This window comes from Shewanella sp. SM69, from assembly GCF_025653985.1.
Lineage (GTDB): Bacteria > Pseudomonadota > Gammaproteobacteria > Enterobacterales > Shewanellaceae > Shewanella > Shewanella oncorhynchi.
Genome location: NZ_JAKKRV010000002.1, coordinates 141,290 through 156,012 on the forward strand (window position 1 = coordinate 141,290; position 14,723 = coordinate 156,012).

Annotated in this window: 10 protein-coding genes; 2 read left to right on the forward strand and 8 right to left on the reverse strand. The window is 43.2% G+C overall.

The genetic code is table 11. The features are described 5' to 3' along the window. Positions 1–2: 2 nt before the first annotated feature. Genes L5M37_RS04050 through L5M37_RS04060 form a run of 3 tightly spaced genes read right to left on the reverse strand, consistent with a single transcriptional unit; the run spans position 3 to position 3,186 of the window. Positions 3–1,736 (reverse strand): SpoIIE family protein phosphatase, encoded by a 1,734-nt coding sequence (locus L5M37_RS04050; RefSeq protein WP_263199489.1) that lies wholly within the window; start codon positions 1,734–1,736, stop codon positions 3–5. A gap of 8 nt (positions 1,737–1,744) precedes the next feature. Then, positions 1,745–2,029, reverse strand: coding sequence for an STAS domain-containing protein (locus tag L5M37_RS04055; RefSeq protein WP_028759900.1), 285 nt, complete (start codon positions 2,027–2,029; stop codon positions 1,745–1,747). A 14-nt stretch (positions 2,030–2,043) separates the two neighbouring features. Beyond that, complete coding sequence (locus tag L5M37_RS04060) at positions 2,044–3,186, reverse strand: methyl-accepting chemotaxis protein (RefSeq protein WP_219252397.1); 1,143 nt, start codon at positions 3,184–3,186, stop codon at positions 2,044–2,046. 276 nt (positions 3,187–3,462) lie between these two features. On the opposite strand from L5M37_RS04060, the gene L5M37_RS04065 reads away from it, so the two are divergent. After that, positions 3,463–6,168, forward strand: a complete 2,706-nt coding sequence (locus tag L5M37_RS04065; RefSeq protein ID WP_173244787.1) for an acetate--CoA ligase family protein — start codon at positions 3,463–3,465, stop codon at positions 6,166–6,168. Between the two features lie 132 nt (positions 6,169–6,300). On the opposite strand, the gene L5M37_RS04070 is transcribed toward L5M37_RS04065, so the two are convergent. From L5M37_RS04070 to L5M37_RS04090, 5 genes are all read right to left on the reverse strand, one after another. Beyond that, a complete protein-coding gene (locus L5M37_RS04070) occupies positions 6,301–7,329 on the reverse strand; it encodes a GGDEF domain-containing protein (RefSeq protein WP_028759897.1) in 1,029 nt (342 codons plus the stop codon). A gap of 188 nt (positions 7,330–7,517) precedes the next feature. After that, entirely contained in the window at positions 7,518–9,143 is a 1,626-nt protein-coding gene (locus L5M37_RS04075) for a phosphoethanolamine transferase (protein ID WP_263199492.1), read from the reverse strand. 268 nt (positions 9,144–9,411) lie between these two features. Beyond that, positions 9,412–11,505, reverse strand: coding sequence for a prolyl oligopeptidase family serine peptidase (locus L5M37_RS04080; protein WP_263199494.1), 2,094 nt, complete (start codon positions 11,503–11,505; stop codon positions 9,412–9,414). Between the two features lie 211 nt (positions 11,506–11,716). Next, positions 11,717–12,196 (reverse strand): MarR family winged helix-turn-helix transcriptional regulator, encoded by a 480-nt coding sequence (locus tag L5M37_RS04085; RefSeq protein ID WP_173244777.1) that lies wholly within the window; start codon positions 12,194–12,196, stop codon positions 11,717–11,719. After that, positions 12,197–13,471, reverse strand: a complete 1,275-nt coding sequence (locus L5M37_RS04090) for a cation diffusion facilitator family transporter (RefSeq protein ID WP_263199495.1) — start codon at positions 13,469–13,471, stop codon at positions 12,197–12,199. Positions 13,472–14,112: 641 nt separating this feature from the next. Here L5M37_RS04090 and eco point away from each other — a divergent pair. Continuing rightward, positions 14,113–14,664 (forward strand): serine protease inhibitor ecotin, encoded by a 552-nt coding sequence (eco, locus tag L5M37_RS04095; RefSeq protein ID WP_263199498.1) that lies wholly within the window; start codon positions 14,113–14,115, stop codon positions 14,662–14,664. Positions 14,665–14,723: the final 59 nt, after the last annotated feature.

A 14,723-nucleotide genomic window follows, 5' to 3' on the forward strand; every position in this document is an offset into this window, starting at 1 on the left:
CGCTATTCCATTATGACTTTAGTTATATTCCCTGGCGGTACTAATTCGTATGTCTTAGATAATTTTTTCACCAGCGATAGACCGCGCCCAGACAACTGAGGAATGTCCGCCATCAAATTTTCATCACCCTCAAAGCCTTTGCCACTGTCAGCCACGCTAATATGTAATTCATCCTGCGATGAACGCCAGATGATGCTCACTTTTACCCAATCATTTTCCGTGAGCCTATCTGCAAAACTGTCCCTAATACTATGGTACAGTTCGAAGCCTTCTGGATCATTTTTTAGTCGAGAATCTAATTTTAGTACACCATGATCAATGGCGTTGCTAAATAACTCTGCGACAACAGTAAAAACCCGTTGACAGAAATTAGTCGCAAATCCCAATATGCTGAGAAACTGATTCAATGAACTTAAATAATCAGCGCTGAGTAAAATAGGCCCTGCAATACTGACATCCCAGCAGAACTCACCATCCATAATGGCTTTAATACGACTAACATCACGATCTTGATGCCAAGTGTTTAATCGTTCAAAATCTAAGGTACAAATTGTGATGTCATCGGCAATATTTTCAGCAGAACAGTACTCATGCATATTATTCTCTAAATATTTGACTAGACCACCGGACAAATGAATAAATAGATCTTTTAATTTATCAATGCCAAATGGATTGCCGTCATGGGTATATTGCTCTATTAAACCATCACTAAAAAGACAAGCATGCCCATGGGATGGTAAATCAACCGTAACAATATCCGCTATAAAAGTATGCGGAGGTAAAATACCAAGGGCCATATTTGTCGATTTAAATTTATCGATGGATTGATTACTGACTGAATGAGAATGGTCAGTTTCTTTAATATTGTGGTTTGTTAAACAGTCAATTCCCCCCGTTTGAATATACACGGGGGGCATACCACCATTCCAAATGTGTAATTTATTACGATTAAAATCGGCTTCTAAAATAATACAGGCAACAAATCTGTCTTCAGGGTTTTCTCGGTGGAGCTTAGCATTCAGTTCATAAATAAAAGTAACTAAAGAAAATCCCTTTGAAACCATGGCCCTAAATGTACTGGCAACACGCATGATAGGCATGGCTGCACTCAGGCCATGACCCGTTGAATCGGCGAGAATTAAGAAGAAATTGCCATTAGGCGCTATGCCATTGAGGATAATATCACCGCTAAAATTGGCACTGGCTTGGCAGTAAGTATGTACAAAATCAAAGTTAGTATTATCAATATTGACTAAGTGCTCAAATAAATGCCGGGCCATGTGTTCTTCTCGGGCCTTTTCATAAAGCATTTTCTCAAGTTCAATTCTTTGATGCTCTACTTTATGCTGAAGTTGCACCCGGGTAAGTAAACATTCAACCTTGTACCAAAATATTTCAACATTTATCGGTTTAACAACAAAATCCAAAACCCCCATTCTAAAACAGGCTAACACGGATTGATTTTCTTTTGTCTCGCTCATGACGATAACAGGTGTTTCTTTTTTATCCTTATTCAACTTATCCAGTAACGCCAGTGCGGTACCATCCTTTAACCAATAGTTAATCAGAATTAAATCAACCGTATTTTGCGTTATTTCAAATAAACCTTCTTCTAGATCACTACAAACAATAACGTTGTAACCTTTGCTATGAATAAAGTCACTGATCCTTTGACTCGCAATAGCGTCATCATCGATAACTAAAATAAAATGTTCCGGCTGAGTAAGCGATACCATAATGAGTGTTACTCTATGATGTAGATTTTCTGCATATTGGCAATACTAAGGATTTCATTCGCCTGACCATGTGCACCTTTTACAGACGTAGAAATATGTAACTCCTGCGCCTTACGATGCAGCAGTACCATCATGCCTAAAGCAGAACTATCGAGGTAAAGCACTCGACTAAAATCTAAAATAATATGGTTAACCTCTGGAAGCGTTAAAATATCTTGATAATCACTGGTGAATTTCTTGTGGTAATAAAAGTCAAAGCGCTCTGGCAATGAAATAACTTTAATATTTGACATTTTGTTATCCCTAATTAAAAGAGTTCAATTTCACCACAGGTAATTTGATCCCTTGAAACGGGATTATGAGTCTCCTGACGTCGGCGACTCATTTGTATTGTGATATCATCCCCCTTAATGCCAAACTCCTGTTGTGACATAGTGGTGACGCGATTGAGCGATTCTTTTAAATGGTTTAGGGACTGATTTGTGTAAATCAGGCTTTGGGAAGTAATATCACTGAACTGCAATCCCCGAATAGTATCCGAGATGGCTTGTTCTAGTTCATGTGCGGATGAATCGATACGTTCAATCACTTGAGAATCCTTCTCTGCTTTAACGATAATCTGCCTTAGTGCAGTATCTATATCCTTTTTTGCATCAATAATATAAGTCATATCTTGAGCGGCGACTTTACTCACGTGTACGGTTAATTGTTCAATCTGAATTTGAATTGATTTAAGCTGTTTTTGTATGCTTTCACTAAAACCCGCGCTACGAGTAGATAAAGCGCGCACTTCATCTGCCACAACGGCAAAACCTCTACCCGCATCACCCGCCCGCGCCGCTTCAATTGCCGCATTTAAAGCCAGCAAATTAGTCTGGGACGAGATTTGATCTATGTCTTGCAAGGCTTTCATTGCTTGAGGCATAGACTCGTAGATGAGATTCACTTTTTCCAACAACTCCATAGTTGATGCCGACATTTCTATGGTGGATTGAATAAAGCGCTCTAACGTCATTGAGGTATTATTGGCAAATTGCTTCATTTGATCTGAATGGAATAACTCAGCATCATCAGTACTCTTAACGAGATCTGAAATAAATCCTGTCTGCTCCGTCATTAACCGCCCTAAACCATCGAATGACTCACCGAGCAAATTGACTGCGTCACCTTGCACCGCTAGCACACTGTCAATGTTAGCCTCGCAGCCGTTAAGTGTCGTGATTGACTCTTGATACAGATTGATATGGGCTTGCCAATCCGCGGCAAGTTGGTTGTTGAAGGACTTATCATCATGCTGTTGAACTGACTGCATTTGCTTATGCTGATAAAATTGCCACAGCAACATCATCAATACAGAAATAACCGGACCAATAGCCCACAATGTCATCAAACTCAGCGCATATCCAACGCCTGCCGCGAGCACCGCAACGACCCCATCCTTGTATGTCATATGGACTTCACAATAATTGTACAGTGATTAAAAAGTAGTTTCATATTGGGTGATTTTCAAACACGAAAGTGAAATTATTCACATTGTTACGTGTCGCAATGCGGAAAATGCAGTTATCGCGATATAAATCCTCAGCATTGAGCGCTAATTCTCAGTAAATTGCCGTAAATTCATGATTTGCTAATAAACTTGTCTTAATGGAACCCGAAACTTAACTGTGCAGTCCTCATACCCTAGGTTACACTGGAAGCGTCATAGATTGGGATGGGATCGCTTATGAGTCAACGTACATTAAACTCCTTATTTAAACCGACTTCCGTTGCCATTATCGGCGCTTCGAATACCGAAAAACGCGCGGGTAATGTGCTGATGAAAAACCTACTATCGAGTGGTTTTTCGGGGCCTATCATGCCAGTCACCCCTAAGTATCGGGCAGTGATGGGCGTGCTCGCCTATCCCAATATTGAAGCCTTACCCATCAAACCCGATTTAGCGGTTATTTGTACCCGCGCTTGCCGTGTGCCCACCATTGTTGAAACCCTTGCGCAATTTGGCTGTAAGGTGGCCATTATTATGGCAGCGGGAATGGCACAGGAATTTAACGAAGATGGCGTGAGCCTGCTCGACCTTGCCATGCAAAATGCTAAGCGTTACGGGATGCGCATTCTGGGGCCAAATAGCTTAGGAATGCTATTACCCCCATTGGGATTAAATGCCAGCTTAGCCCACGCCAGCGCCCTACCGGGCAAAATAGCATTTGTGTCTCAATCGGCTGCTATTTGTACAACGGTACTCGATTGGGCCAATAACAAAGGTATTGGCTTTTCCTCCTTTATCTCCCTCGGTGATGCCACCGACATTAACTTTGACGAACTGCTCGATTACCTTGGCCGCGATAGTCGCACCAGCGCCATCATGCTTTATATCGACTCAGTGAATGAGAAGCGCCATTTCCTCTCCGCTGCTCGAGCCGCTTCACGCAATAAACCAATTCTAGTGATTAAATCGGGCCGCAGCGCCGAAGGTGCCCGCGCCGCAAAATTGCATACGGGTGGTGTTGGCGGTAACGATGCAGTGTATGAAGCGGCGTTTCGCCGTGCAGGTATGTTGCGGGTTAACGATCTAATTGAACTGTTTGCCGCGGTTGAAAGCCTCGCGCATTCTAATCCGCTGCAAGGTGAACGCTTAGGAATTATCAGTAATGGTGGCGGCCCCGCGGTGTTAGCTGTGGATGAACTCATTATGCGCGGCGGTAAATTGGCTGAATTGTCAGATGACACCATAGCCAAATTAGAAGCCGTGTTACCGAATACTTGGTCAAGGCAAAACCCCATCGATATCATTGGTGATGCGAACGCATCACGATATGCTAAAGCTTTGACTATCTTGATGGATTCCAATGAACTTGACGCTATTTTGGTCTTGCACTCCCCTTCAGCACTCGGTGAAAGTGTTGAGATAGCTGATGCTTTGGTGAGTGTGATCCACGCGCATCCCAAAAAGAATCGCCTCAATATTTTGACGAACTGGAGCGGTGAAGACTCAGCTTATCAGGCACGAAAACGCTTCACTAAGGGCGGTATATCCACCTACCGTACACCCGAAGGTGCTGTGGGGGCCTTTATGCACATGGTTGAATACCGTCGTAACCAAAAACTGCTGCAAGAAGTGCCGCAATCGATCCCCGATAATATTCCGACAGATAGCCTCACGGCGCGCAAATTATTGCAAGCGGCTCAAGCTAAAGGAAAATCGGTACTGGAAACCCATGAGGCCAGCCCTATTTTGCGTGCTTATGGGCTTAACACTATAGACACTTGGTTTGTGAAAGATGCCGATGAAGCGGTGGCCATTGCGAATGAAGCGGGCTATCCCTTAGCGTTAAAAGTGCAATCCCCTAACATCTTGCATAAGTCCGATGTGCACGGAGTGATGCTCAATTTAACCTCGGCTGAAGATATCCGCCACGCCGCGAATGCGATTACCCAGAGGGTGCATCAAGCCAATCCCGAAGCCATTATTGAAGGCATGATAGTGCAGAAAATGGCGTTGACCGCTGGCGCGCAGGAAATCCGCGTGGCCGTGATAAGCGATCCCGTCTTTGGTCCTGCGATTTGCCTTGGCGAAGGTGGCTCAGAATGGGACCCCACCAATGATGCTGCCGTTGCCCTGCCTCCCCTGAATATGGCACTGGCGCGTTATATGGTGATCCAAGCGTTAAAGACCCATAAGTTAAAGGACAGACATTTACCACTGGGTCTAGACATGAATGCCCTGTGCGTGATGTTAACGCAAATATCCCATATTATTATCGATTGCCCTGAAATCGCCTCGTTAGATTTAAACCCAGTACTGGCCGCGGGTGAAAACATCACTCTGCTCGATGTGAATATCCGTTTGCATGATGCCAATGCCGACAGTTCATCGCGGATGGCCATCATGCCCTATCCGAAGGAATTAGAAGAATTCGCCGAGCTTAAAAATGGCCTTAAGGTAATGCTAAGGCCGATTTTGCCCGAAGATGAGCCTAAACATTTGGCCTTCGATAATTCGTTATCCGATGAAGACAGATACAAACGTTATTTTGGGGTGCGCTCGAAAATGACCCATGAAGAAATGGCGGTATTAACTCAAATCGATTACGCCCGTGAGATGGCCTTTATCGCCACGGCTAAGGGACCCGATGGCGATGACATCACCTTAGGTGCCGTGCGTGCATCTATTGACCCTGATAATACCGAGGCCGAGTTTGCCATGGCGGTGCGTGGCGATCATCAAGGTATAGGGTTAGGCAAATTGTTACTCGAAAAATTGATCAAATATTATCAGGCCAACGACACGCCCGTGCTCACCGGCTTTACCATGTTTGAGAATCGCAATATGGCCAGTCTTGCCAAGAGTCTCGGTTTTAAAGTGACCTTCGATATGGAGGAACATTTGATCAAAATGCACATGGATTTAAAACCGCCCAGTGATCAATAGCACCTACCCAGACAAACAAAAACGCCGCAAATCATTGCGGCGTTTTGTTATCCTAAGTAAATGATTATTTAACGAAATAGCGACCGAGCTAATACTTAACACCTTGAAACATCGACACTCGTACCCACATTCTCAGCCTCTAACACAGTTACGGCCTTCAGACTTAGCTTGGTACAGTGCTTTATCGGCGCGACTAAACAGCGTTTCAGCATCATCCCCCTGTTGCAATGAGGCCATCCCAATCGAGACAGTAATCGCGCCAAGGGAAAGTTTTTTGTCTTTCCCTACCGTTAAGCGCCGCTCAGAAATACGTTCACGCAGATTTTCAGCCACTTGCAATGCGTCGTGAAAATGGGTGTTAGGTAGCACCACCACAAATTCTTCGCCGCCATAACGCGCAACAAAGTCATCCCCACGCACACATTGCTTTAAGGCTAATGCGACATAGGCCAATACTTTATCACCCGTTAAATGACCATAGGTGTCGTTAAAGGCTTTAAAATTATCGATATCAATCAGTAAGAGACTACAGCGGGTCTGGTGATCTTGTGAACGGTAGATTTGATCCTGAATACTCAATTCATAGGCGCGGCGATTATGCAGAGACGTTAATTGGTCTGTCATCGCCGCGAGGCTAAGATTTTCCATTTCAGATTTAAGATTTTGTACTTCTTGACCCATGGTACACAGACTTTGCTCCATCTCACGGTTGTTGATAAGTAGCATCTGCATCTCATCGACCACACCATCAACCAGCTCGTTTAAGGTATTGATATCGGGATTAGTTTGTAATCGCAAACCAAACTCGGCTAATGAGCCAGAAAATGCCGCGGTTCCTTGACTCAACTGGCTGATTTTATTTAACAGGCTATTGATCAAGATTTGTGTTTCAATCTGAACATTTTCAATCACTTCTGGTGACTGTTCTTGGATAAAGGTTTTATAAAGACTAGTATTAACTTCCTTGGTAAAAGAGACAGAATTCGCCAAAAAACCATCAATCGCGCGATTTAAATCGAGATTTGTGCCTGCAAAATATTCATACCAAACAGTGTAATTTTCAGGAGTAACAGGAATATCGAGGGCAGACATTTGCGGCACGGCCAAACGCAAAATTTGCGCGGCAGAATCAAGTTCTTTATTTTCTGCAGTAGAAGACATAAATCGCGAACCATAGATTTGTTATGTTTTTGTATACATTAAGTTAACTCAACTGATTCAATTTGGATATGGGAGAAATCAATTATTATGACAGGGAGCAAAAGAAAAGAGGATGTTGCCATCCTCTTCCTCATCATGGTGTCGAACCAACTAGAACGAGCAAAACCTCGCGACAATTAAGTCCACAATTAACCGCGGCAGCGAGCAAGGATATCTAATTCAGGCTGATATACCTCAGTTTTGATATTCATTAGTCCCAATAGACTATCGAATAAATTGTCATGGGAGAAACCACCTTTCGCCGCATGCTCAGCCAAACAATCCATATCCAATTGATTATCTTGGCTAAAATCTTTTGATACCCAAGCAAGCATAGGAATGCTCGTCTGCTCAATCGGTGCGATACTGTAAGGCGCGCCATGTAAATACATGCCTTTTTCGCCTAAAGACTCGCCATGATCGCTCAGATACAACATGGCTGGATCAAATTTATCTTGTTGGTTTTCTAACTTTTTAACCACTTCGCTAATAATATAGTCAGTGTACAAAATACTATTGTCATAGGTATTCATCAGCTCATCTTCACTGCAGTTTTGTATATCACTGCGCTGACAATCCGGTGTGAACTTACGGTGTTCTGCTGGATAACGTAAGAAATAAGTCGGGCCATGACTACCAATAACATGCAATACAATCACAGTATCTTTGCGTTCTGCGTTGGCTAAGGCTTCATCTAATTTGTTCAGTAATACTTGGTCGAAACAATATTGGCCAGTGCACAACTTAGGATCACTGTTCAAATCAATGGTTATGTTTTCAACTTGGTCACACACCCCTTTACAGCCAGAATCATTGTCAAACCACTGTACTTTAATACCACCATGATCCAACACATCAACGGCGGTGTCTTGAGCATAGGCACGGCGTGAATCGTAATCTTCCCGTCCCATGCGAGAAAACATGCAAGGCAAAGATACTGCCGTTGCAGTGCCACATGAATGGGTATCTTTAAAGACTATTAATCCTTGGTCTTGAGTGTGGGCGTTGGTTGGCTTGTCGTAGCCATAATACTGATAACTCATTGAACGCGCGGTTTCCCCCACGACTAGAACTAATAAATTCGGTTTACCATTTGAGTTAGCACTGACATTTTTTGCATCGAGGCCAAGTTGCTGATATTCCATTGGCGTTTGCAAGTACTGCACATTGATGTACTTAGACACAGCACCGATAAAATACGTCGGCACGATATAACGTTTTAGCTCGTCGTTGTTACGGCCAAAGGCTGCGTAATCTTGAAAATAGAAGAAAGCAATAATGCCCAGTCCTGCCAACATCGCTAGCATAAAAAGCACTTTATGCAGTAGTTCTTTTAGGAAAGGTTTGTACTGAATATCCGCTTTATAGATAAGGTACGCGGGTAAAATCCCAGTCAGTAACATATTCATTATCGAAGCGAAATTCACATACATGAACGCTTCGGCATGATTGGTTTGAAAAGTGTTTTCTATCATGCCGTAATCGAAGACGACATTGTATTGGTAGGCAGCGAAGAACACACTCGATGATAACAAGGTGAGTAAGATGAAAAACGGTTTAACGAGATACTTCACCGTAAATAAGGAAAATACAAAACTGAGTGCAAAGGTTAAAAACAACGGCACAGTAGCGATGAAGATAGGATCGACATCAGGTTGTTTTTCAATGCCTTTCTTAATGATGCCAAACAATGGGATATTGAAAATACAGACGTAAAATAACGCTGTGATAAAAGTGAATCGATTCACCGATAGAGTCTTAAATCTTGCTAACACTGATAGCTCTCACTCAAATTAGTTGTTTGTCGAGAATAACTTAGTATTCTTAAGGTAGTCTTAGCCTTTGACAGTGAAATTTTTTCGCAATAGTAGCAAGCTCTCGGCAATGGCTCAAATTATCTGTGGGTATTGTTAACATTAAATAATAAATTTAAAAAAACGGCCGAACCTCAATAAGTTCGACCGTTTTCTGCTCCCCAACCTATTAGGGTCTTGCTCGGTTTTACCAGTGAAGAGTTAACAATTCATGCTAACCCAGCGGTAATTATCTTAATTGCTGTAATAAGTAGGCAAACGCCATTGAATTAAGTTCCGCGGCTTGATTATTATCTGCAGCGCCGGCGTGGCCACCTTCAATATTTTCGTAATACAAAACATCAATTTCCATGTCTTTCATCTTAGCAACCATCTTACGGGCGTGACCAGGGTGAACCCTATCATCACGGGTCGATGTGGTGAAAAAGACCTTTGGATAATGCACGTCTTTATGCAGATTATGGTAAGGAGAGTAAGTTTTAATGTAAGCCCATTCCTCAGGAATATCCGGATTACCGTATTCGCCCATCCAGCTGGCACCGGCGAGTAACTTATTGAATCTAAACATATCAAGCAGAGGTACTTGGCACACAACAGCGTTGTACAGATCCGGTCTGCGGGTAAATGCCGCCCCCATTAACAGGCCACCGTTGCTGCCACCTTGGATGCCTAAATGTTTACTTGACGTGATTTTACGGGCAATCAAATCTTCCGCTATTGCCTCGAAATCCTCATAGGCTTTATGTCGATTTTGCTTTAACGCAGCTTGATGCCAAGCTGGGCCATATTCGCCACCGCCACGAATGTTAGATAACACATAGACGCCGCCTTGCTCTAACCAGTTCTTACCAATGGTGGCCGAATAGGATGGACGCAGTGAGACTTCAAACCCACCATAGCCATAAAGTAGCGTAGGATTAGTGCCATCTAACTTAAGATCCTTAGCCATCACCACAAAGTACGGTACTTTAGTGCCATCTTTAGACGTCGCAAAGTATTGCTCAGTTTTAAACTTATCCGCAGCAAACTGTTGCGGCATACCTTTAATTTTCTTCGGATTTAAGGTTTTTGCATTAACCGTATAGAGGCTTGAAGGCTCAAGAAAACTGGTGTAATTCACAAAAAAATCATCACTGTCTTGCTCAACGTCCATTACCGTCAAGGCGCCATTCGCTTCGAATGGGACTTGGGTGCTTTGCCAAGCGCCCTTTTCGTCTTGCTCATACCGTACTAATTTGCTTTTCACGTTATCGAGCCAATTCACGAAAATCGCACTTTTACTAAAACTCAGCTGCGCTATCGATGCGGTCTGAGTCGGGCTCACAAATAAACTGAATTTGGCTTTTTGGGCGATAAGATCCGCCACATCGGCATACACGACCGCGCCTTGCTTAAAGTTACCGTCTTTGTTGGTTAAATCGCTCTTTAACTCAATAAATAACTTACCTTTAAAATAACCTTTAATCTCAGCATCTTGAGGTAATGGCAACCCAATGAGTTTGCCATCTTGATAGACATATTGGCTGGCGGTATAAAAAGTATGTGCCTCGGTGACTAAACTCAGCGGCGTTTTATCATCGAATAAAACCCAGCCTGATACTGCGACTGAGGTTTTGTCACCAGTGAAAATCGGTTTCGCTTGCTCGAGTGCTGTACCACGTTGCCAGAGTTTCACTTCCCGTGGATAACCTGAGTCAGTCATGCTTTGACCATCACCAAAATCAGTACCGACAAAGGCGTGGTCTTTATCTATCCAGCTCAGACTTGATTTGGCTTCTTTCAAAAAGAATGGCTTATCTTTGGTGGCAACAAAGGATTTAGTATTTAAATTAAATTCTCGCACTTCCACCGCATCGGCACCGCCGCGGGAAAGTGAGACAAAACAGCGCTCATTTTCGGGATACTGACAGCTAATATCCTTAAATACCCAATTGACGGATTCAGCTTTACCTAGGGCATCGATATCAAGCACAGTCTCCCATTTGGGATCGGGTTTAGCATATTCTTCCATGGTAGTGCGGCGGTAAATACCGCGCACATGGGTGTCATCCTTCCAAAAGTTGTATAACTTGTCGCCAATGTGGGTCGCGTAGGGAATGCGTTCTTTATCGTTCAGGATGGCGAGACTGTTCGCCACTAAGGTATCAAAACCTTTAAACGCTTTAATTTCGGCGGCAGATGCAGCATTTTGGGTTTTCACCCATTCCATAGGCTTAGCGCCTTCAACATCTTCTAACCAAATGTATTTATCTTCTTCTGCGTGAAGTTGACTGCTCATACCGAGCACTCCTGCAATGCACAAAGGCAGTAATTTATTATTCATTCTATTCCTTTTAAACAAAGTCCATCTTGAGATCTGCCCTTACATTACCTTAATTAATATCCAGTTCAACTATTAATCCAACAAGAATGTAACAAAAGGTAAGATACTGTAATAGCTGATGATTAATCTAGAATGAATCGCGTTTTTAAAGATGTCATGCTATAAAAAAGCGTCCACGAGGGACGCTTTTTAGTGGATGAAATAGGGTAAATTAAAACTCGTTATTCATGCGAGACAACAAATTGAGCAGCACGATACGTTCTTCACTGCTCATTTTAGCGGTGAGATCTGTGGTGAGTTGTAGATGTAATGCATCATGTTCAAGGAACAAAGTTTGGCCCTTTTCGGTTAACTCCACCAGAATCGAACGACGATCGGTTTCATGGGGACGACGTACAACCCACTCAGCTTCTACCATTTTGTCGATTTGGACCGTTAGTGTGCCTGTTGTGACACCAATTTTATCCGCCAGTTCTTTCATCCTCATAGCGCCGTGCACGCCGAGTAACTCAATGGTGTGCACCTGCGATAGGCTAAAACCTTTGTCACGCACAATGGCGTGTTCCCAAGACGACAGCTTTTCATAAAATTCAATAATCACATGATTTAATGCATGATCTGTTGAATGTGCGGCCGTTGAATGAGCAGTCGTTAAATTCAGGTTTGATGAATGATGATGTTCAACAGTCATTTAGGCTTCCTTAACCATACACTCGCGCTGACGGCAAGTATGGAGTTCAATAGTGATATGAGCCAATTCAGGAAATTGTGACAGTAACTGATTAAAATAACTGACATCTTTCGGTGAATGGGACACGATAGACACCATAATAGCATGGTGATCGGCACTCACTCGCCAAAGGTGTAAATCGGCCACTTGATGATCCGGTACGGCCTCAAGGGTTTCCACGACCTTACGCTGCAATGACGCTTTAACACCACCGTCAAGTAAGATAGGACTCGTTTGCTGAATGAGTCCCCATGACCAACGGCTAATAATCACAGCACCCACTATACCCATAACCGGATCGAGCCAAGTCAGTCCCATGTATTTACCAAACAACAAGGCCGCAATGGCGAGCACTGACGTTAACGCATCGGCTAATACGTGAAAATAGGCGGCGCGTAGGTTGTGATCATGACCACCGTGTGCCTTCTGACTCTCATGCTCATGCTCATGCTCATGCTCATGCTCATGCTCATGCTCATGCTCATGCTCATGCTCAGCAGCATGGTGCTCCTGTTTATGATGGCAATGGCTATGATCTTGATGACTTTCAACGTGTACATGTGAGTCATCATGTGTATGTGGACCCGCACCATGTGAATGAGCCGTATGGACGTGATCGTCATGAGAGGAGTGTGCTTCGCAGCTGTGATGAGCATGCTCGTCTTCATGATCATCTTGATGTCCATGATCGTGACTATGACCATGAGTGTGCCCATGGTCGTGGGTATGGTGATCTTTGAGTAAAAATACACTCAGCACATTAACGCTCAAACCTATGACAGCCACAAATATGGCTTCGTTAAAATGGATTTGCTCAGGATTAATCAGTCGCATTCCCGATTCAATCAACATCACCAGTGCCACAAGTCCTAGCGCTATTGCGCTGGTATAACCGCCAAGCACACTCACTTTGCCAGTACCGAAAGCAAATGCAGGATCGTTAGCGTGTTTACGGGCATACGAATAGGCGAATAACGTGATCATAAAGGCCGCGGCATGGGTTCCCATGTGCCAACCGTCGGCGAGCAGTGCCATAGAACCGTAAATGGTTCCGGCAGCAATTTCAGCCACCATAGTGATCACGGTTAAATACAGTACATAGCGAGTGTTCTTCTCGCCATCGCGGTTCTGACTCGAAAACTCATGGGCGTGCTGCCACTGGGCGAGTGAGTGCCCTTGGCTGCTTCCCGTAGTAGCTTGATGCCCTGTCGCTTGCTCGGCTGTCATTGATTTCATTGTATGGCCCCTGTTCCATTTCTATCGCTATTAATGGTGAAAAACTCGTCGCTTGAATTATAGTTTGAAAATCAAAATATATGAAGATCAAATTAACTATTTATCAAGATATACTGTTTTCAAACTTTTAAACGTGTATTTGAATCCCCATAATGCATCTGCCCTCCTGCCATCAGTCGAGACACTGATATGTGAATTAAGATAGGCAGCTAGACTAGGCAAAGGATATCAGGCAAGGTTTAATGGATTAGCGCTTGATTTATGAGTAAAAACAGCTCACATAGCTGAGTTAGATTGGCTTTATTATAGCCTTATGCAGTTATAGACAGACACAGCTGTGGCTTTTCAGTGCAAGTTGAAATCCAAGTTTTAAGGTTTTTATCTAGGCTATTTCGTATATTTTTCGCATGATATGAGTCATAAAACAGCCACAGCAAAGAATTGAAATAGCTGCGAACTTAACAAAATAAGTCATTGGAAAGTGTAATCAACCCTTATTATTCAGATTGATAAAGATTATTTGAATAAAAAATCGATTTTTTATTGAATAATTTAACCCTTTTTTACCTCTGCTGCGTTTATAGGGAGCAGAACACAGACAAATTTATCGACATCAATTCAGTTCGATTAGGAGAAATAAAATGAAATTGAAGACCTTATTTAGCGTTAGCGCTGTTCCCCTTGCATTTGCACTATTGTCATTCAATGCCGTGGCGGTGAGCCCACCACATCCAACAGGGTTAAATGCGCCTATGATCAGTATTCAACGTTTCGATCCAAAAGATTACAGCGCGCAGGAAGCCACTAAGATGTTCCCTGCTCCGGCAGCAGGTATGGTGCAGCACATTTTGAGTTTACCTAAATTAGAAAACGAAGATGACTACATGGTCGAAATCCAAATTGGTCAGACTCAAATGGTTGATTGCAATAAGCATGGATTAAACGGGGAGTTGAAGGAACTGACAGTACAAGGTTGGGGTTATAACTACTATCAAGTGGATGAAATCGCTGAAGGCCCAAGCACTATGATGGCCTGTTTCGAATTGGCGAAGAAAGAAGCTTTTGTACGTATTCCGGGTGAACTAAAAATGCGCTACGACAGTCGCTTGCCTAAGGTGTTTTATCTACCAGAAGGCGCTGAACTGCGTTTCAGAACTTGGAAAGTAGATTCAACCTATCAATATTCCAAGTAAATAGCCGAATTTAATTCTTGCGTCATCAATCAAATGCGCTTCGAGTCTTTGCTGATTGA